At 71.6% G+C, this 18,864-nt stretch carries 17 protein-coding genes; 9 read left to right on the top strand and 8 right to left on the bottom strand.

What is annotated here, in order from left to right; genetic code table 11:
- Positions 1-3 precede the first annotated feature (3 nt).
- A complete protein-coding gene (locus IM777_RS11875) occupies positions 4-444 on the bottom strand; it encodes a metallopeptidase family protein (RefSeq protein ID WP_071044746.1) in 441 nt (146 codons plus the stop codon).
- Between the two features lie 66 nt (positions 445-510).
- Here IM777_RS11875 and IM777_RS11870 point away from each other — a divergent pair, with 66 nt between their 5' ends.
- Entirely contained in the window at positions 511-717 is a 207-nt protein-coding gene (locus tag IM777_RS11870; RefSeq protein WP_194383502.1) for a DUF3499 family protein, read from the top strand.
- A 57-nt stretch (positions 718-774) separates the two neighbouring features.
- Positions 775-2,247 (top strand): adenosylhomocysteinase, encoded by a 1,473-nt coding sequence (gene ahcY / locus IM777_RS11865; protein ID WP_194383501.1) that lies wholly within the window; start codon positions 775-777, stop codon positions 2,245-2,247.
- 353 nt (positions 2,248-2,600) lie between these two features.
- Here the strand turns inward: ahcY and IM777_RS11860 are convergent, their stop codons facing one another.
- Positions 2,601-3,422 carry an RDD family protein gene (locus tag IM777_RS11860; RefSeq protein ID WP_194383500.1) on the bottom strand — a complete coding sequence of 274 codons (822 nt, stop codon included), beginning with the start codon at positions 3,420-3,422 and terminating at the stop codon, positions 2,601-2,603.
- Between the two features lie 16 nt (positions 3,423-3,438).
- Here IM777_RS11860 and IM777_RS11855 point away from each other — a divergent pair, with 16 nt between their 5' ends.
- On the top strand, positions 3,439-4,434 hold the full coding sequence (locus tag IM777_RS11855) for a stage II sporulation protein M (protein WP_194383499.1): 996 nt from the start codon (positions 3,439-3,441) through the stop codon (positions 4,432-4,434).
- Here IM777_RS11855 and IM777_RS11850 read toward each other — a convergent pair.
- Positions 4,431-5,240, bottom strand: a complete 810-nt coding sequence (locus IM777_RS11850) for an aquaporin (RefSeq protein WP_194383498.1) — start codon at positions 5,238-5,240, stop codon at positions 4,431-4,433. The two genes, IM777_RS11855 and IM777_RS11850, sit on opposite strands and share 4 nt — an antisense overlap.
- 122 nt (positions 5,241-5,362) lie before the next feature.
- On the opposite strand from IM777_RS11850, the gene IM777_RS11845 reads away from it, so the two are divergent.
- Both IM777_RS11845 and katG read left to right on the top strand, forming a co-directional pair.
- Positions 5,363-5,797 carry a Fur family transcriptional regulator gene (locus tag IM777_RS11845; protein WP_194383497.1) on the top strand — a complete coding sequence of 145 codons (435 nt, stop codon included), beginning with the start codon at positions 5,363-5,365 and terminating at the stop codon, positions 5,795-5,797.
- 51 nt (positions 5,798-5,848) lie between these two features.
- Positions 5,849-8,161: a catalase/peroxidase HPI gene (gene katG / locus IM777_RS11840; RefSeq protein WP_228480782.1), complete on the top strand. Its 2,313-nt coding sequence runs from the start codon at positions 5,849-5,851 to the stop codon at positions 8,159-8,161.
- Between the two features lie 88 nt (positions 8,162-8,249).
- On the opposite strand, the gene IM777_RS11835 is transcribed toward katG, so the two are convergent.
- From IM777_RS11835 to IM777_RS11815, 5 genes are read right to left on the bottom strand one after another with little or no spacing between them, the layout of a single operon-like run.
- Positions 8,250-9,554: a DUF58 domain-containing protein gene (locus tag IM777_RS11835; RefSeq protein WP_194383496.1), complete on the bottom strand. Its 1,305-nt coding sequence runs from the start codon at positions 9,552-9,554 to the stop codon at positions 8,250-8,252.
- 2 nt (positions 9,555-9,556) lie between these two features.
- Positions 9,557-10,486, bottom strand: coding sequence for an AAA family ATPase (locus tag IM777_RS11830; RefSeq protein ID WP_194385543.1), 930 nt, complete (start codon positions 10,484-10,486; stop codon positions 9,557-9,559).
- Between the two features lie 38 nt (positions 10,487-10,524).
- Positions 10,525-11,715 carry a DUF4350 domain-containing protein gene (locus tag IM777_RS11825; protein WP_228480781.1) on the bottom strand — a complete coding sequence of 397 codons (1,191 nt, stop codon included), beginning with the start codon at positions 11,713-11,715 and terminating at the stop codon, positions 10,525-10,527.
- The gene (locus IM777_RS11820) at positions 11,712-12,392 is read right to left on the bottom strand and encodes a DUF4129 domain-containing protein (protein WP_194383495.1); all 681 of its coding nucleotides are present in this window, start codon (positions 12,390-12,392) and stop codon (positions 11,712-11,714) included. The genes IM777_RS11825 and IM777_RS11820 overlap by 4 nt, the downstream gene beginning before the upstream one ends.
- Positions 12,389-13,765, bottom strand: a complete 1,377-nt coding sequence (locus IM777_RS11815) for a glycerophosphoryl diester phosphodiesterase membrane domain-containing protein (protein ID WP_194383494.1) — start codon at positions 13,763-13,765, stop codon at positions 12,389-12,391. Before IM777_RS11815 ends, IM777_RS11820 begins: the two co-directional genes overlap by 4 nt.
- A 175-nt stretch (positions 13,766-13,940) precedes the next feature.
- Between IM777_RS11815 and mtrA the strand changes: the two genes are divergently transcribed.
- The 4 genes from mtrA to IM777_RS11795 all read left to right on the top strand — a co-directional run bounded on the left by mtrA (position 13,941) and on the right by IM777_RS11795 (position 18,784).
- The gene (gene mtrA, locus IM777_RS11810; RefSeq protein WP_194383493.1) at positions 13,941-14,621 is read left to right on the top strand and encodes an MtrAB system response regulator MtrA; all 681 of its coding nucleotides are present in this window, start codon (positions 13,941-13,943) and stop codon (positions 14,619-14,621) included.
- Between the two features lie 5 nt (positions 14,622-14,626).
- The gene (mtrB, locus tag IM777_RS11805; RefSeq protein ID WP_194383492.1) at positions 14,627-16,318 is read left to right on the top strand and encodes an MtrAB system histidine kinase MtrB; all 1,692 of its coding nucleotides are present in this window, start codon (positions 14,627-14,629) and stop codon (positions 16,316-16,318) included.
- Between the two features lie 5 nt (positions 16,319-16,323).
- On the top strand, positions 16,324-18,003 hold the full coding sequence (locus IM777_RS11800; protein WP_194383491.1) for an LpqB family beta-propeller domain-containing protein: 1,680 nt from the start codon (positions 16,324-16,326) through the stop codon (positions 18,001-18,003).
- A gap of 91 nt (positions 18,004-18,094) precedes the next feature.
- Positions 18,095-18,784: a ComF family protein gene (locus tag IM777_RS11795; RefSeq protein ID WP_228480780.1), complete on the top strand. Its 690-nt coding sequence runs from the start codon at positions 18,095-18,097 to the stop codon at positions 18,782-18,784.
- Positions 18,785-18,864: the final 80 nt, after the last annotated feature.

Raw genomic sequence — 18,864 nt, 5'->3', positions numbered from 1 at the left:
GGCTCAGAAGTAGCGGAACCGCTCGGGGCCGAGATCCCACGGATCCATGTCGAGATACTCCGCGGCCGCGCGGAACACGCAGCTCTCGATCATCATGCGCCGGTGCAGGTCGTCGTCGCGGTGCAGGTGGCTCAGCCGCTCGATGGGCAGTCGCCACACGATGATGCGCTTGCGGGTGGTGTCCACCGTCCACCGCGGAATGCCGCGATCACCGGTCTCCCCGGGCATGTCGCCGATCTCGAAGCTCACGTCGCGCAGGTCGTCCCACGCCGAGCGCAGGAATTCCGCCGCCGCACCGACGGCGAGGTCGAAACGCTCGATGCGGGTGTCGATGGGAGGCAGCGGCGGGCGCACGATCGGGCTGCGGCCCACGCGCCCGTGGCGGCCGTGGCGGGCGGGCCGGCGGGCCGGTGTCGCCGAGGGCTTCGCACGTCTCCACGCCATGGCCCCATCCTAGGTGCGCGGCGCGGCATCCGGATGCTGTCGGAACCGCTCACTAGGGTGAGACCGATGCGCGACAGACTCTGCTCCAAAGTGGGATGCGCCCGCGAGGCGGTGTCGACCCTGACCTACGACTACGGCGACCAGATGGCCGCCCTGGGACCCCTGGGTCGCGCGAACGATCCGCACGCGCACGATCTGTGCGCCGCCCACACCGATCGGCTGTCCGTGCCGCGCGGGTGGGTCGTCATCCGCCACGAGACCCTGCAGGTGTGACCTGACCGCCGGTCCGCGTCGGCATGTGCCCGCAGGCGACGTGGGATGATGGAAGGCATGTCCTCCGACACCGCCGCGCCGACCCGCACCGTTCCCGATCACGCCGTCCGCGACCTCTCGCTCGCCGACGCCGGTCGCCACCAGCTGCGGCTGGCGGAGAACGAGATGCCGGGCCTGATGGCCCTTCGCGACGAGTTCGGCGCGTCGCAGCCGTTGAAGGGTGCGCGCATCGCCGGCTCCCTGCACATGACGGTGCAGACCGGGGTGCTCATCGAGACGCTCGTCGCGCTGGGTGCGCAGGTGCGGTGGGCCAGCTGCAACATCTTCTCCACCCAGGACGAAGCCGCCGCCGCCGTCGTCGTCGGCCCCGACGGCACGGTCGACGAGCCGCGCGGGGTTCCGGTGTTCGCCTGGAAGGGCGAGACGCTGGCGGAGTACTGGGACCTCGCCGACCGCATCTTCGACTGGTCGGCGGAGGGCTTCGACGGCCCGAACCTCATCCTCGACGACGGTGGCGACGCGACCCTGCTCGTGCACAAGGGCGTCGAATTCGAGAAGGCGGGTGCGGTGCCCGACGCCGTCGCGGGCGACTCCGAGGAGTACCGCGTCGTGCTCGAGACGCTTCGTCGCAGCCTCGCCCGCGACCCGCAGCGCTTCACGCGTATGGCCGACGGAATCCTCGGCGTGACCGAGGAGACGACCACCGGGGTGCACCGTCTCTACGAGCTGGCCGCATCCGATCGTCTGCTGTTCCCCGCGATCAACGTCAACGACTCCGTCACGAAGTCGAAGTTCGACAACGTCTACGGCATCCGCCACTCGCTGCCCGACGGCATCAACCGGGCGACGGATGTGCTCATGGGCGGCAAGGTCGCGTTCGTCGCCGGTTACGGCGACGTCGGCAAGGGCGCCGCCGAGGCCCTCCGTGGTCAGGGCGCCCGCGTCATCATCGGCGAGGTCGACCCCATCTGCGCGCTCCAGGCCGCCATGGACGGGTACCAGGTCGCGCGCCTGGACACCGTCCTCGGCGACGTCGACATCGTGATCACCGGCACCGGCAACCGCGACGTCGTGACGGCGGAGCACCTCCTCGGCCTCAAGCACCTCGCCGTCGTCGGCAACGTCGGTCACTTCGACAACGAGATCGACATGGCCGGGCTCGAGGCTCTCGAGGGCGTCGAGAAGGTCGAGATCAAGCCGCAGGTGCACGAGTGGCGTCTGCCGAACGGCCGCAGCGTGCTGGTGCTGAGCGAAGGGCGCCTGCTGAACCTCGGCAATGCCACCGGGCATCCCTCGTTCGTCATGAGCGCCTCGTTCACCAACCAGGTTCTCGCGCAGATCGAGCTCTACCTGCGCCCGGAGCAGTACCCCCTCGGCGTCTACGTGCTGCCGAAGGTGCTCGATGAGAAGGTCGCCCGCCTGCACCTCGACGCACTCGGTGTCGAGCTCACCGAGCTGACCGAGGCGCAGGCCGCCTACCTCGGGGTCCCGGTCGAGGGCCCCTACAAGCTGGGCCACTACCGCTACTGACCCACCCCCCGGGGTGGTGCCGCAGGCCGAGCCCGCGCGGGTGCCGTTGCCGTGGTGCGCGCGGCCAGGGTGTTTCCCGCGGGCCGGGCCCACGCCGGGTGCGCGCCGCTGCCGTGCACGCGGCCCCGGCCTCTACGCCGCTTCCGCTGCATGTCCCACTTCCTGTCGGTTTGACGCCGAATGAGCACAGATAGTGGGACATGGATGCGGTGCGGCCCGGAGCGTGTCCCAGTTTCTGATGGTCTGGCGCCGAATGAGCGCAGAAAGTGGGACATGGGGGAGGGGCGGATGGGGGACGGACGGATGGGGCCCGGGGCCCGGGGGCCGGGACGCGGGGGCGGGCGCCGGAGCCGTCAGGCGCCGAGGCCGCGGGTGAGGCGGGCCACGCGCTGCGACTGCAGCTCCAGCGCGCGCAGCTCGCGGTCGCGGCGGACGGCGACGACGGCGCGCACGAACGTCTCCGGGTCGGCATGCGGCACGGGGGAGACGTGCGAGGCGGCCTCCTCGGCGAGTGACAGGGCGACGCGGCTGCGCGCGCCCGGCATCATGTGATCGGCCTGCCGCACGAACTGCGCCATGCGCCGGGAGAGGCCGGCCGGGAGGTGCGCCACGTCGGCGGTCTCGGCCCACGACAGGAGCGAGGATGGCACACCCGGTGCGGGCGCAGGCAGCGCCGGCGTGCGCGTGCGCTCCGCATAGGTGCCGGCCAGCAGGTCGCCCAGGCGCTGGGAGCGCGGGGTGAACGCGCCGACGACGGCGGCGAGCGCACCGAGGGTGAGCCAGATCTCCAGCACTCCGGTGAGGGCGCGGATGAAGGCCTGCCGGAATCCGGATGCGCCGCCGTCGATGCGCACGACCCGCGCGCCGACGGCGAGTCGGCCGAGACTGCGACCCCGCGTGGCCGTCTCGACCGTGGTCGGGATGACAACCATCACCAGCACGGCGACGACGATCGTCACGATGGGGAGCACGTCGGTGTCGAGCATCCCGAGGCTCCCGAGCCATCCGACGATCGCCACGAACAGCAGGAGCACCGCGATGCCGACGAGCACGTCGATCAGGGCGCTGAGGGCCCGCAGGAAGAAGCCGACCGGCTGCACGTCGAGAGCGACGGCCTCACCGGTGAGCACCTCGTCCTGGTGGATCTCGACCACGGTCGGCGCCGGCGTGCTCATGGGTACAGTTAACCAGGTGGACCTCGACGCCCTGACTGCCGCCCGGCGCGAGGAATGGGACCGTCTGGATGCGCTCAGCCGCACGCGCCGGCCCACCGGCGACGAGGTGGACGAGCTCGTCACGCGATACCGGTCGGCGAGCGCGGACCTCGCCGACATCAAGACCTCGGCCGGTCGCACCCCGCACGGCGACCACGTCTCGACGATGCTCTCCCGGGCGCGTCTGCGCCTGACCGGTGCTCCCGAGAACGTGCTGCGGCAGATCCCGCGCTTCTTCGCCCTGCAGCTGCCGGCGGCGCTCCACCGGCTGCGATGGACGACGCTGGTCATCGCGGTCGCCTTCGTCGCCGTGGGCGCGATCGTGGCGGCATGGGTCGCCGCCGACCCGGCGCTCGTCGCGAGTCTCGGACCTCAGGCGGCGCTGGAGCAGTACGCCGAGAACGACTTCGCCGAGTACTACTCCGAGAATCCCGCGGCGGTCTTCGCCGGCACCGTCTGGACCAACAACGCGTGGATCGCCGCGCAGTGCGTGATGTTCGGCATCACCGGCATCTGGCCGATCATGGTGCTCGTGCAGAACGCGGTGGGCGTGGGCACGGCCGCCGCGATCATGTTCGCTTTCGGCCGTGGTGACGTGTTCGTGCTCTACATCCTCCCGCACGGCCTGCTGGAGCTGACCTGCATCTTCGTCGCGGGGGCGGCCGGGCTGCACATCTTCTGGGCCTGGGTCGCGCCCGGACGGCGTTCCCGTGGGCAGGCGCTCGCCGAGGCGGGGCGCTCGCTGGCGACCGTCGCGCTCGGGCTCGTTCTGGCGCTCGCCGTCGCCGGTCTCATCGAGGGCTTCGTCACCGCGCAGCCCTGGCCGTGGCCGGTCAAGATCGGCATCGGAGCGCTCGCGCTCGGCGCCTTCGTGTTCTACATGGTCGTCGTGGGAGGGCGGGCCCGCCGTGCCGGGGAGACCGGTGACCTCACCGAGTACGAGGCCGGCACGCCCACCCTCTACGCGGGCTAGGAGCCGCCGACCTCGCTGTCGAAGAGCGCGCGATAGGCGAAGCCGGCGAGCACGGCACCCACCACGGGGAACAGAAGGAACACCCACAGCTGCACGAGCGCCTCGCCGCCGCCGTACACCGCCGTCGCCAGGGACCGCGCCGGGTTGACCGAGGTGTTGTCCACGGGGATGCTCACCAAGTGGATGAGGGTGAGCGACAGCCCGATCGCGAGGCCCGCGAATGTCGTGCCGCGGGTGGGGTGCGTGACACCGAGGATCACGAGCAGGAACAGCCCCGTGAGGATGATCTCGATGATGATCGCCGCCGGCATGCCGAACCCACCGGGCGAGAGCGCATCCCATCCGTTGCTGGCGAATCCGCTGTCCTGCGCGGCGGGCAGCCAGCCCGCCGGGCCGAAGAGGCCGATGAGCACCAGCACGGTGGTGGCGACGAGGCCGCCGACGATCTGAGCGCCGATGTAGGCGAGTGTGCCGCGCCACGGGAACCTGCCGGCGGCGGCCAGGCCCAGGGTGACGGCGGGGTTGAAGTGCCCGCCCGAGATCGGACCGAACGCGTAGGCGCCGATGATCACCGCGAGTCCGACGGCGAACGAGGCGGCGATATAGACGATCCCGGGGGCGAAGACGCGCTCGGCATCGGCGAAGTGGTTCGCGAACAGCGCTGTTCCGATGAGTCCGAAGACGAGCAGGAAGGTTCCGAACCCTTCCGCGGCGAGCTTGGCGCCGAGGGTCGGTCCGCCCGGCGGCGGGGTGTGTTCGAGGTCGGTGGGTGGGATGGATTTCTCAGGACGCGGATCGTTGCTCATCGCGCGCCTCCTTTCCGATGCGCTCAGGGTACTGGCAGGCCCCGGCGCCGACCAGAGCGCGCCACCTGCGCGACAGCCGCTCGTTGTTTTGAATATGTCAAAAGAACGGTAAGGTGGGCGGTATGACCAACCCGGATGCGCACGACGTCGACGCGTCCCTGCGCGGTGCCGGGCTGCGGGTGACCGACACGCGGCGCGCCGTGTTCTCCGCCCTCCACGGCGCCGCGCACATCGCGGCTGAACCGCTCTTCGATCGCGTGCGCGAGAGTCTCCCCGGTACGAGCAAGCAGTCCGTCTACAACGCTCTCGGCGACTTCGTCGAGGCGGGCATCGCGCGTCGGATCGAGCCGGCGGGCCACGCCGGGCTCTACGAACTGCGCGTCGGTGACAACCATCACCATCTCGTCTGCTCCCAGTGCGGACGCGTCGAAGACGTCGACTGCGTGACCGGCGCAGCGCCGTGCCTGCACCCGTCCGACACGCGGGGCTTCGCGGTGCACACCGCCGAAGTCACGTTCTGGGGTGTGTGCGCCCCGTGCTCCGCCGCAGCCGCATGACCAACGAAGACTTCCCCTCTCCGTCCACCCTCGTCCCCAGGAAGGAACCCCATGACGAACGCTGACGAGAACCCCGCCGGCATCGGCTCCGACACCGAGATCGACCAGTCGGTCACCGACATCGACACCCCCGAGAGCGAGCGCGCCGACGGCGAGACCCGACCGAGCCCGAACGACGCCGCCGCGGGTACGTGCCCCGTCCTCCACGGCGACCAGCCGCATCCGACCACGGGCGACGCGAACCGCGTGTGGTGGCCCAACCAGCTCAACCTCAAGGTGCTCGCGAAGAACCCGGCCGTTGCCAACCCGCTGGGCGAGGACTTCGACTACAAGGCCGCCTTCGAGAGCCTCGACCTCGCCGCAGTGAAGGCCGACATCGCCGAGGTGATGACCACCTCGCAGGATTGGTGGCCCGCCGACTTCGGTCACTACGGACCCCTCATGATCCGCATGGCCTGGCACAGCGCCGGCACCTACCGCATCACGGACGGTCGCGGAGGCGGCGGAGCCGGCCAGCAGCGCTTCGCGCCGCTGAACAGCTGGCCCGACAACGTCTCGCTCGACAAGGCACGCCGCCTGCTGTGGCCGGTGAAGAAGAAGTACGGCCAGAACCTGTCGTGGGCCGACCTCATGATCCTCGCCGGAAACGTCGCCCTCGAAGACATGGGCTTCGAGACCTTCGGCTTCGCCGGCGGCCGTGCCGACGTGTGGGAGCCCGACGCCGACGTGTACTGGGGCCCCGAGACCACGTGGCTCGGCGACGAGCGCTACAGCGGTGACCGCGACCTGGAGAAGCCCCTCGCCGCCGTGCAGATGGGCCTCATCTACGTCAACCCCGAGGGCCCGAACGGCAACCCCGACCCGATGGCCTCGGCGCGCGACATCCGCGAGACCTTCGGTCGCATGGCGATGAACGACGAGGAGACCGTCGCGCTCATCGCCGGCGGGCACACCTTCGGCAAGACCCACGGCGCGGCGCCCGACACCAACATCGAGGACAACCCCGAGGCGGCCGGCCTCGAGCAGCAGGGGCTGGGCTGGAAGAACAACTTCGGCACCGGCAAGGGCGATGACACCATCACCTCCGGGCTCGAGGTCACCTGGACCTACCACCCGACCCGCTGGGACAACGAGTTCTTCCACATCCTGTACGCGTACGAGTGGGAGCTCATGACGAGCCCCGGAGGCGGCCACCAGTGGCGTCCGGTGGACGGCGGCGGAGCCGACATGGTGCCGCTGGCTCACTCCGACGGGCGCCGCGAGCCCCGCATGCTCACGAGCGACCTCGCGCTGCGCACCGACCCCGAGTACGACCGGATCTCGCGTCGCTTCAAGGATGACCCGAAGGCCTTCGCCGACGCGTTCGCGCGGGCGTGGTTCAAGCTGACCCACCGCGACATGGGACCGAAGGTGCGCTACCTCGGCTCCGAGGTGCCCGCCGAGGACCTCATCTGGCAGGACCCTGTTCCGGCCGTCGATCACGAGCTGATCGACGCCGACGACGCGCGGGCCCTCAAGGCTCAGATCATGGATGCCGGGCTCACCGTCGCCGAACTCGTCGGCACCACGTGGGCCGCCGCATCGAGCTTCCGCGGCAGCGACAAGCGCGGTGGTGTCAACGGCGCGCGCATCCGCCTGGCCCCGCAGAAGGACTGGGAGGTCAACAACCCCGCCCAGCTGCAGAAGGTGCTGAGCGTGCTCGAGGGGGTCAAGGCCTCGTTCGAGGACGGCCGCACCGACGGCAAGAAGGTCTCGCTGGCCGACCTCATCGTGCTCGCGGGCAATGCCGCGGTCGAGAAGGCGGCGCGTGACGGCGGCGTCGACGCGGAGGTGCCGTTCCACCCGGGCCGCACCGACGCCAGTGAGGAGCAGACGGATGCGGTGTCGTTCGAGTTCCTCGAGCCGGCCGCCGATGGGTTCCGCAACTACTACGGCCCGAAGGCGACCATGCCCGGTGAGTACCACCTCATCGACAAGGCGAACCTGCTGACCCTGTCGGCACCGGGGATGACGGTGCTCGTCGGCGGGATGCGTGCGCTGGGTGCGAACTGGGACGGCTCGGATCACGGCGTGCTCACCACCCGCAAGGGCGTGCTGTCGAACGACTTCTTCGTGAACCTGCTCGACCTCGGCACGACCTGGAAGCCGCTGGACAAGGGCGGCCACGCGTTCATGGGCACCAAGGACGGCTCCGGCGCACCCGTCGGCGTCGGCACCCGCGCCGACCTGCTGTTCGGCTCGAACTCCGAGCTGCGCGCGGTCGCCGAGGTGTACGCGAGCGACGACGCGAACGAGAAGTTCGTGCGCGACTTCGTCGCCGCCTGGGGCAAGGTCACCGAACTCGACCGGTTCGACCTCGTCTGACACCCGAGTGATTCCAGGGCCCGTCACCGCTTCGCGCGGCGGCGGGCCCTGCTGGTGTGCGGGCTCTGCTGGTGTGCGGGTCCGGCGCCTACAGTCGGCCGGCGGCCTTCAGCGCGAGGTAGCGGTCGGCGATCCGCGGCGGCAGCCCCTCCGGGGTGTCGGCGATCGCATCGCCCCCGGCACGGGCGATGGCCTCCGCGACACGCGACGCCTCGAAGGCGCCGCGTTCCCGCGCCGCGGCCCGGTAGACGTCGACGACGTCCTCTCGATCCGGTCGGTTCCCGGCGCTGTCGGTGACCGTGCCGACGACCACCCGGGTGCGTGCCGTCAGTGCGGGCAGCGAGCCGAGGAACGCCCGCGCGCTGTCGACGTCGTCCTGCGCGGTGAGCAGGACGACCAGCGCCGGGCGATTGGTGAGGGCTCGCACCTGAGCATGCGCGGCGTCCCAGTCCGTGTCGATCAGCTGCGCCTCGACGCCCGCCATCGCCTCGACCATCGTCGCCAGCAGCCCCGGGCCGTCGACGCCGGTCACGCGTGCGCGGGTGACGCGGTCGAACATCACCAGGTGCACGTGGTCGCCCGCCCGGGCCGCGAGCGCCGCGAGCAGGAGCGACGCCTCCATCGCGGCGTCCAGCCGGGTGCCGTCGCCGACACGCGCCGCTGCCGTGCGACCGGTATCGATGACGATGACGACGTGCCGATCGCGCTCCGGCCGCCACGTGCGGAGCATCGTCGTGCCGGCACGCGCGGTCGCCCGCCAGTCGATCGAGCGCACGTCATCGCCGCGCACGTACTCCCGCAGCGAGTCGAACTCGGTGCCCTGCCCCCGCACCTGGATGCTGGTGTTGCCGTCGAGCTCGCGCAGACGGGCCAGCCGCGACGGCAGGTGGCGCCGAGAGGTGAACGGCGGCAGCACGCGAACCTCGCCCCGCGACGGGATCGCGTGCTGGCGTCCGGCGAGTCCGAGCGGCCCGTGCGAGCGCACCACCACCATCTCGCTCGCGAGCGTGCCGCGCCGGCGGGGGAGAAGCGGCACCACGAGGTCACGCCGCTCACCGGGCGGGATCTCCAGCGGCAGACGCTCGGCCGGAGCGCCCGCCGTCGGCTGCCACGCATCGCGCAGCCGTCCGCGGATGCGGCGGGAGCCGGTGTTGGCGATCCGCAGCCGCACCGACGTCTGCGCACCGAGCAGGGTCTTCGCCGGTGCGTCGCGGGAGACGCGCAGCACCCGCGGAGAGGTGGCGGCGGCCACATCCACCACCGCGAGAAGCGCGCACAGCATGACCCACAGCGCCGCCGCGACCCACGCGTCGACGCCGCCCAGAGCCGACGCCGCCACGACCGGCACGACGCCGACGGCGACCAGCAGCGACAGGCGCCAGGTGACGAACACGGTCAGACCGGAACGCGGGTCTGCTGCACGACCGAGGCCAGCACCGAGTCGACCGAGACCCCCTCGAGCTCCGCGTCGGGGCGCAGACGGATGCGGTGCCGCCACGTCGGCACGAGCATCGTCTGCACGTGGTCGGGCGTGATGGCGGGATAGCCGCCGAGCCAGGCCCATACCTTCGCGGCCGCCAGGAGCGCGGTCGTCGCGCGGGGACTGACGCCCAGCTGCACCGACGGACTGCGCCGCGTGGCCTGCGCGAGATCGACCACGTAGCCGAGCACGTCGTCGGCGACGGACACCGCGGCAGCCGCCCGCTGGGCGGCGTGGATCTCGTCCACGGTGACCACCGGTGCGAGACCCGCGGCGTCGAGGTCGCGCGGAGAGAAGCCCTCGGCGTGACGGCGCAGCACGGCCACTTCGGCGTCGCGCTGCGGCAGGTCGACGATGAGCTTGAGCAGGAACCGGTCGAGCTGCGCCTCCGGCAGGGTGTAGGTGCCCTCGTGCTCGACGGGGTTCTGCGTCGCGGCGACGAGGAACGGGTCGGGCAGGGCGCGCGAGACACCGTCGGTGGAGACCTGACGCTCCTCCATGGCCTCCAGCAGGGCCGACTGCGTCTTGGGCGGCGTGCGGTTGATCTCGTCGGCGAGCACGATGTGGGTGAAGACCGGGCCCTCCCGGAACTCGAACTCGCCGGTGCGCGCATCGTAGACGAGCGACCCGGAGACGTCTCCGGGCATGAGGTCGGGGGTGAACTGGATGCGCTTGGTGTCCAGTCCGAGTGCGCGGCTGAAGGCGCGCACGAGCAGCGTCTTGGCGACGCCCGGCACCCCCTCGAGAAGGACGTGCCCACGGCCGAGCAGTGCGATGAGCAGGCCGGTCACGACGCCGTCCTGACCGATCACGGCCTTGCCGACCTCGAGGCGCACGCGGTTCATCGCCGCGCGCAGGTCGTCGTCGCGGGGGGTCTCGTCGGTCACGTGCGGGTCCTTTCGCCAGGGGTGTGCAGCCGTGCGCGCACGGCGGATTCGAGGCCGCGCAGGCGGTCGGAGAGCTCGACGAGCTGCCCGTCCGTGCGCGGAACGTCGTGGATCAGGATGCCGCGCACGGCGCGACGGTCGGCACCGAGCAGGTCGGCGACGGCATCGGCGACGCGATCGGCGGGGTCCCCGGGGCCGAGGCCGACCATGCCGGCGAGGCGGCGGACGGCGCCTCGGCGCAGCTGCGCCGCCGCGTGCGGGGCGTCGTGGGCGGCCGCATACAGCCGCCCGCGGCCCTCGTCGGTCTCGCCGGCCCGCACGGTGACCGGAAGGCGCTCGGCCACGAGGGGTCCGAACCGGCGCCCGCGGGAGATGCCCGCGACCAGGCCGGCAAGCACGAGCAGGGTGATCGCGGGGGTGACCCACGGCGGGGTCAGTTCGCCGAGCGTCGGGTCGGTGACCGGCAGGTCGGTGTCGCCGGCCGACGCGACGTACCAGACGACGCGCTCGTGCGCGCCGAGCAGCCCGATCGCGAGCGCCGCGTTGCCCTCGTCAGCCAGGGCGTCGTTGGTGAAGACGCCGTCGGCGTCGATGGCCGTGACCGAGCCGCTGCCGAGCAGGCCATATGCCTCTCCGTCGGGATAGCACGTCGCCTGCGCGCCACCGGCGCTGAACAATCCGCCGATGGTCGCGTCTCCGGCCCGCGCGGGCGTCGGCAGCGCGCACGCCGGAGCCAGCGTCTCGGTGGCGAAGCCGGTGGGCACGGCGCCGTCGAAGTACGCGCGCAGCACCCGCGATGCGGGGTCGCCGAAGACGGTGGCGGTTGCGGTCTCGACGAGGGACTCGACGGCCTCGTCGGAGAGGTTCGGGGCGTCGGGCAGGAACAGGGTCGCATCCTGTTCCTCGAGCAGATCCCGGGCGTTCCGCCATGAGCGCTCCACCACCACCTCGACACCGTTGTCCCTCAGCACCTCGGCCAGCGCGCGGGTTCCGCCGGGGCCTGCTGATTCGGGGTCGAGCGATCCGCGGGCGGCGCGCTCGCCGATGCCGGCGAGCAGCGAGCCGACGATCCCGACGACGATGAAACCGGCGGCGATCGCGACCCACGTGATCGCGGCGCGGCGCCTGCGGGGAGGTGAGGACGAGCTCACCGATGCGCGTCGGTTCGTCGCTGCGGGTGCGCTCACGCGGGCACCCCCGGAAGCACGGCGGGGCGGGATGCGGCGATCTCGTCGTCGAGGCGGGTCACGCTCGCGTACAGCTCCGCCGTACCGGGCCGGCGCAGATACCGCACGTCGTCGAACCCGTCGGCTGCGGTCTCGAGCGCGGCGGCGAAGCCGGGGAACGCCACGGCGGCCTCCCGCGCAAAGGCGTGCACCGTGGCGCCGGGCGGAGCATCCACGACGCCCCGTTCGGTCAGACTCCGTGCCAGGGCGCGGAAGCGCAGCACCACGGCGTCGTCCCACGCGCCGCGCGCCGCCGCCTCCTCGGCGTCGGTGCGCAGCCGGCGGGCCGTGCGGCTGTCGGCCTCGCCGAAGAGCACGGCAGAGGCGGGCGTGCCGCGGGGAGTCGCGCGGGGCACGCCCCAGATCACGAACGCCACGATGATCAGCACGACGACCACCGCGACGGCGACGATCGCGAAGACCGATTCGAGACCCGCCGGAAGCTCCGGGTTCAGCAGGTCGCCGAGGAACTCCGCGACCGCGCGGGCGAACAGATCGAACGGCGTCGGCTGCGCCTCGGCGTAGACGGGATTCGTCAGCTCCTGTTCCGCCCAGCGGCGCGCCTCATCGTCGTCGGGCGTCAACGGCGGAACTGCCGCCGTGAGGGCCTGCGCGAGGGAGCCGGCGGCGTGGATCACGACGGGCGGGGGCCGGAGGCGGCGCCGTCATCGTCGTCGGCCGCAGGGTCCTGTCCCGGCGCGCCCGGGTTGGGCGCATCGCCGGCGGCGTCGGCGGGAGCCGGCGCGGCCGGGGGGACGTAGGGCGGAGGCGGTGCGACGCCCGGGGCGGGCTGGCCGTACGGCTGCTGGGACGGATGCGCCGCGGGGGCGCCCTGCGGCGGGGGCCCCGCCTGTGCGGGCGTCGCCGGTGCGGCGTACGGCGGCCGTGCGTCGGCCACCGGTGCGTACGCCGGCGGTGCGTAGGCGGGCGGTGCATACGGCTGCGGCGCAATCCATGCCGGGCGGGGTGGGGCCTCGCGTCCGATCCCGATCCGGTACGGGTCGGGCAGATCCTGCTCCCCGGCGTCGCGCTTGTCGACGTAGGCGAGCAGATCGAGGTCGAGGGCCTCGTGCCGCATCCGGCAGTCGATGTAGATGATCGCCGCCGACGTGGACTGCACCACGACCGCCACCGCCTGCACGATCAAGGTCAGGATCTGCGCCGCGATCGAGGTCACGATGATCGTCACGATCGTGGACACGCCGGGGTCGCCCGTGGGGGCGAAGAGGGTGCTCAGCCCGGTGCCGAGGAACGAGAACGGCAGGCTCACCACCTGGGCGATCGCGCCGAAAGTGAAGGAGATGAGCACGATGACCCCGAGTGCCGGCCAGAACCGGCCACGGGTCAGCCGCCACGAGCGTGCGAGCGCGGCACCGATGCCGGCGTTCTCGAGGATGATCGCCGACGGCACCAGCAGCAGCTTCACGCTCAGCCACAGCGCGAGCGGAATCGCGCCGAGGACGACGAGCACGCCGAGGGCGATCGCGATCGGAAGGGCGGCGAAGCCGATCAGCACGAGCACGCCGACGACCACGGCGATCAGCACCGAGACGGCGAGGGTGAGCAGGAACGAGTAGCCGATCACGCGCCAGATCACGGGCTTGACGCGGCGCCACAGCATCCCCAGCGACAGCTTCTCGGCGAGGGCGCCGTGGGCCACCTCGCTCACCACGACCGCCTGCACGATCACGCCGAGCGCCGCAGCGGCGAGCCCCAGCACGAACCCGACGATCGCCGTGATCGCGGTCGAGCCGATGAAGATGGCCTCGAAGGCATCGCTCGACGCCGGCACGTTGTCCAGCCGCGAGAAGGTGAGCACGGCGACCCCGCCGACGCCCAGGAGCACCAGCAGGTAGGCGACGGTCTGCACGACCAGGCCGAAGCCGAGCAGCACCTTGGGATTGTGGCGCAGGGCCGCGAACGAGCGACCCAGGATGGTGCCGAACGTGAGCGGATGCAGCGGGATGATGCCCGGACGCGATGCGGGCGTCCACTGGGGATACGAGGTCACGGTCCTCCTTGAGAGACGCTCCTCCCATCGTGTCACACGGGTCCGGCGGGCGACCCGTGCTGTTCACGGCACGCCGCTCGGCGAATGCACGGCTCATCTCGACTACTCTGGCGGGAGCGCTCGGGGGAGCGCCGACCCGGCATCGCCCCCACGGTGAGCAAAGGACGAACGCGCGATGAGTTCCCGCATCCTGGTGGTCGACGACGACACGGCCCTGGCCGAGATGATCGGCATCGTGCTGCGCACGGAAGGCTTCGACACGGTCTTCTGCGCAGACGGCGCCCAGGCCGTCGAGACGTGGCGCGCCGAGCGTCCCGATCTCGTACTCCTCGATCTCATGCTCCCCGGCATGGACGGCATCGAGGTCTGCACGCGCGTGCGCGCCGAATCCGGGGTCCCGATCATCATGCTCACGGCGCGCACCGACACCGCCGACGTGGTCAAGGGCCTCGAGTCCGGTGCCGACGACTACATGGTCAAGCCCTTCAACCCGAAGGAGCTCGTCGCGCGCATCAAGACGCGGCTCCGCCCGGCCTCGCAGCCGAGCGCGGAGATCATGTGCATCGGCGATCTGTCGGTGGATGTCGCCGCTCACGAGGTGCGACGCGGCGAGACGCCCATCCCGCTGACCCCGCTGGAGTTCGAGCTGCTGGTCGCACTCGCCTCCAAGCCCCAGCAGGTGTTCTCGCGCGAGATGCTGCTCGAGCAGGTGTGGGGATATCACTACAAGGCCGACACCCGCCTCGTGAACGTGCACGTGCAGCGCCTGCGCGCGAAGGTCGAGATCGACCCCGACAACCCCAAGATCGTCACGACGGTGCGCGGCGTCGGCTACCGCGCCGGCGCCCTGGAGTAGGCCGCGTGCCCCCGGCGCGCACGGCTCCGGCGACGGGCCGCATCACCATCGTCGACTGGCGGTCCTGGCCCGACCGCGTCACGGTGCTGTGGCGCCGCTCGCTGCGCTTCCGCACGGTCGTGCTCACCCTCGCCCTGTCGGCGCTCGCGATCGTGATCGCGTGCGTGTGGATGGCCCTGGCCATCCAGTCCGATCTCCTGGAGTCCCGCCAGCAGCAGGTGCTCGAAGACGCGCGGCGCGCGACGTCGGAGGTGCAGCGCACCCTCGACTCGGCCGAGCCGCAGGGGAGCCCCGCGCAGCTGTCGACCCTGATGGACAGCGTGCAGAACGACTTGACACAGCAGTCGGAGAGCGACTCGTTCGCGGTGTTCCGCGTGGGGCCGCCGTCCTCGATCGCCCCGCAGGACTTCACCTCGGGCGTCTTGCGCGACGAGGACATCATCTCCACGGCCCTGCGCGACCGGGTGCAGTCCGACCCCGACCTGCAGTGGTGGCAGTACGCGGGGCTTCCCGGCGCCGAAGGAGAGGTTCCGGGCATCATCGTCGGGCAGCAGTTCGAGATGCCCGCCGTCGGCTACTACGAGCTCTACTTCGCCTACGACCTCGCCGCCGCATCCGAGACCCTGCTGTTCGTGCAGGCGACGCTCTGGATCGTCGGCGTGTTCCTGCTCGTGATGATCGGGGGGATCGCCTGGTTCGTGCTGCGCTCGGTCACCACGCCGATCGCCGAGGCGGCCGACACCAGTGCCAAGCTCGCGGCCGGCGAACTGAACGTGCGGCTCGACGTGCACGGCGAAGACGAGCTGGCGACGCTCGGGCGGTCCTTCAACGCCATGGCCGACAGCATCGAGTCGCAGATCAAGGAGCTCGCCGACCTGTCGCTCGTGCAGCAGCGCTTCGTCTCCGACGTCTCGCACGAATTGCGCACGCCGCTGACGACGATCCGCCTCGCCGCCGACATGATCAACGACCAGCGGGACGAGTTCGATCCCGTCACCGCGCGGGCAGCCGAGCTGCTGAATGCGCAGGTGCAGCGCTTCGAGACCCTGCTGACCGACCTGCTGGAGATCAGCCGCTACGACGCCGGATCGGTGCAGCTCGAACTCGAGCCGACGAGCCTGGCGCACCTCGCCGAAGACGTGATCGCCTCGATGCAGCAGCTCGCCGACCAGCACGGATCCGATGTGCGGCTGGTCGCGCCGGGAGGATATTCCCCGGTCGACATGGACCCGCGGCGGGTGCGCCGGATCGTGCGGAACTTCCTCGGAAACGCCATCGAACACGGAGAGGGGCGACCCATCGTGGTCACCGTCGACAGCGATCAGCACGCCGTCGCGCTGGGAGTTCGGGACTTCGGGCTCGGCATGCGCGCCGAAGACGTGGATCGGGTGTTCGACCGCTTCTGGCGGGCCGACCCGTCGCGCACCCGCACCATCGGCGGCACGGGGCTCGGGCTGTCGATCGCTCTCGGAGACGCGCGCCTGCACGGCGGGGAGCTGGCGGTGTGGTCCGAGCCGGGCCGGGGGTCCCACTTCGTGCTCACGCTGCCGCGGCTGCCCGGTGAGACCGTCACCTCGTCGCCGATTCCCGTGGAAGCCGGTGACGACCAGTCGCCGGCGATGGATGCCCTCGGCCTCACGCAGCCGATCGACCTGCCGATCGCCTCGGGCGCGGATGCGATGGGGGAGCGATCGTGACGCGCATGACCCGATCCCTCGGGGCGGCCGTGGCCGCGCTCCTGCTCTTCGCCCTCGCGGCGTGTTCCGGCCTTCCGATGACCGGACCGGTCAATCCCGGCATCGAGCCCGGCGAGGAGCCGCCGACGCCGGACTTCTTCTACCTTCCCGAAGGGCCTCAGCCGGGGGCCTCGCCCGAGGACATCGTGCGGGGGTTCATCGAGGCGGGAACGGGTCCGGCCGACAACTGGGCGACGGCGAGGCTCTTCCTCTCGACCAGTCTCGCCGAGGCGTGGGATCCCACCGCCGGTGTCACGATCGACGATCGCGGCGATCGCACGTACGCCGACCCGACCACCAATCAGGTGTCGCTCACCGTCGAGGCCGACGCGACCGTGAGCGCCGCGGGTGCGTACGAGACCGGTGGCAGCGGAGTGACGATGCTCGATTTCCGCCTCGCGCAGCGCGATGACGGAGAGTGGCGGATCACGGAAGCGCCCGACGGCATCGTGCTCGGCACGGACCAGTTCCCGAACGTGTACGGCGAGTATTCGCTGATGTATTTCGATCCGAGCTGGACGTACCTCGTGCCCGACGTGCGCTGGTTCCCCACCATCAACGCCCCCACCTGGATCTCCGACGCCCTTGTCGGGGGATCGCCCAGCCCGTGGCTCGCCGAGGCGGTCGTCAGCGCGATCCCCGAGAGCGTGACGCTGTCGCGGCCGTCGGTGCCCGTCAGCGGCGGCGTCGCCGACATCGACCTCTCGCCGTCGGCCCTGGGCCTGGAGCAGGACGGCGTCGACCGCATCTACACCCAGCTGCAGGCGAGTCTCGCCTCCGCCGGAGTGACCGACGTGCGCCTCACGGCGGATTCGACCCCCCTGTCCGCCGACACGGTGTCGGTGCGCTCGACACGCGTCGCCACGAGCCCGCTCGTGCTCACTGCGGAAGGATTCGGCTTCCTCTCGGGAGACGAACTCACCCCGATCGAGGGACTGTCCTCGGCCATGACGCAGGTCGACGCGGCGGCGGTGCAGGTCGCCCCGGACCGGGATGCGGCCGCGGTCCGCACCTCCGGAGGAGCGGTGGTGCGGGTGACCGCCGACGGCGAGGTCCTCCTCGTCGACGAGCGAGCGGGTCTCCTGGACCCGACCATCGATCCGCGCGGGTACGTCTGGAGCGTGCCGGCGCAGAATCCCGGCGCGCTGCAGGCGACCGGCGAAGACGGCGTGCCGCTGGAGATCTCAGAGGCGTTCCCCGAGGCGGCGGAGCTGGCGGCGTTCGCCGTCTCGCGCGACGGTGCGCGCCTCGCCGCGATCGTGTCCTCGAACGGGCGATCCGGCATCTGGGTCGCCGGCATCGTCCGCGACGCCGACGGGGCGCCGCTGCGGCTGACGGACCCGTTCGAACTCGGTCCCATCACCGGTTCCGGCCTCTCGCTCGCCTGGCTCGATGACACCACGGTCGCCGCGGTCACCCGGTCCGGCACCGATCTCACGCTCGTGGAGCAGGTGGTCGGGGGAGCGGCCGTGTCCGGAGCGGCGCCCTCCGGAACGGTCTCGGTCGCCGGCGCCAACACCGATGCGACGGTGCGCCTGCGCTCCGACGAGGGCCTTCTGTACGTGCGACGCGGTGCGAACTGGGAGCAGACCGCGTCCGAGATCCTCGTGCTCGCGACGCAGCAGGGTTCGCCCGCCGGGCCGTGACCTCTCCTCCCCGGCCGGCGCACGCGGCAGCGGCGTCCACAGGCCGGCGGGGAGGGCGGCAGGCCCCACGCAGGCGCGGCACGATGACCGGGTGTCCACGGTGCCGATCGAGATGTTCCGCGAAGCACTCGGCGATGTGCTCGCGCTGGTGTTCCCGGTCGCCTGCGCAGGGTGCGGGGCGTGGGACGTCTCCCTCTGCACGGGCTGTCGTGAGGAGCTGACGGGCGACCCGGTGTCGCGTCGGATCGCCGACGTGCCCGTGTGGAGCGCTCTGCTGTTCGAGGGGGTGGCCGCGCGCGTCATCCGCACCCTGAAGGAGGACGGACGCACCGCGCTCGCCCGGCCGCTCGCGACAGCCGCCACCGGTGCGATCGAGCGGGTGCGTGCGCATTCGCCCGCCGACACGCTGTTCGTGCCGGTGCCGTCGTCTCGGGCCGCGTTCCGCCGCAGGGGCTTCCGGCCCGTCGAGCTCATCATGGGCCGTGCGTCGCTGCCGGTGTCGCGTTCGCTCCGCCTCACCCGGATGACCGCCGATCAGCGCCGGCTCGACGTCGCCGCGCGCGCCGCCAACGTCTCCGGTGCCTTCCACGCGAACCGCGTCGCGGGCCGCGACGTGATCGTCGTCGACGATGTCGTGACCACCGGCGCGACGCTGGATGAGGCGATCACGGCCCTGCGGGTCGCCGGCGCGACCGTCCGCGGCGCGGTCACGGTGGCGGCCACGCCTCGCCGCACGACGCACAGCGGATCCGAATCGGACGCATCCGGAATTCCTGCGTGACACTTCCCGCGCCGGGGTCTACGGTGGGGGGACCAAGGCGACTGATGGTCCGCCCTTGAACCGGGCGGACCGGAACAAGG

This window comes from Microbacterium luteum, assembly GCF_015277875.1.
In the GTDB taxonomy this organism is placed as follows: domain Bacteria; phylum Actinomycetota; class Actinomycetes; order Actinomycetales; family Microbacteriaceae; genus Microbacterium; species Microbacterium luteum.
Note: the sequence above shows the minus strand (reverse complement) of the source record. Positions and strands in the feature narration are given on the sequence as shown.

Bases quoted from the DNA above. Each gene is read 5' to 3' on its own strand.
- IM777_RS11850 (WP_194383498.1), bottom strand. From the start codon at position 5,240: ATGAGCAACGATCCGCGTCCTGAGAAATCCATCCCACCCACCGACCTC.
- IM777_RS11875 (WP_071044746.1), bottom strand. From the start codon at position 444: ATGGCGTGGAGACGTGCGAAGCCCTCGGCGACACCGGCCCGCCGGCCC.
- IM777_RS11830 (WP_194385543.1), bottom strand. From the start codon at position 10,486: ATGAACCGCGTGCGCCTCGAGGTCGGCAAGGCCGTGATCGGTCAGGAC.
- mtrA (WP_194383493.1), top strand. From the start codon at position 13,941: ATGAGTTCCCGCATCCTGGTGGTCGACGACGACACGGCCCTGGCCGAG.
- IM777_RS11860 (WP_194383500.1), bottom strand. From the start codon at position 3,422: ATGAGCACGCCGGCGCCGACCGTGGTCGAGATCCACCAGGACGAGGTG.
- ahcY (WP_194383501.1), top strand. From the start codon at position 775: ATGTCCTCCGACACCGCCGCGCCGACCCGCACCGTTCCCGATCACGCC.
- IM777_RS11870 (WP_194383502.1), top strand. From the start codon at position 511: ATGCGCGACAGACTCTGCTCCAAAGTGGGATGCGCCCGCGAGGCGGTG.
- katG (WP_228480782.1), top strand. From the start codon at position 5,849: ATGACGAACGCTGACGAGAACCCCGCCGGCATCGGCTCCGACACCGAG.
- IM777_RS11845 (WP_194383497.1), top strand. From the start codon at position 5,363: ATGACCAACCCGGATGCGCACGACGTCGACGCGTCCCTGCGCGGTGCC.
- IM777_RS11800 (WP_194383491.1), top strand. From the start codon at position 16,324: ATGACCCGATCCCTCGGGGCGGCCGTGGCCGCGCTCCTGCTCTTCGCC.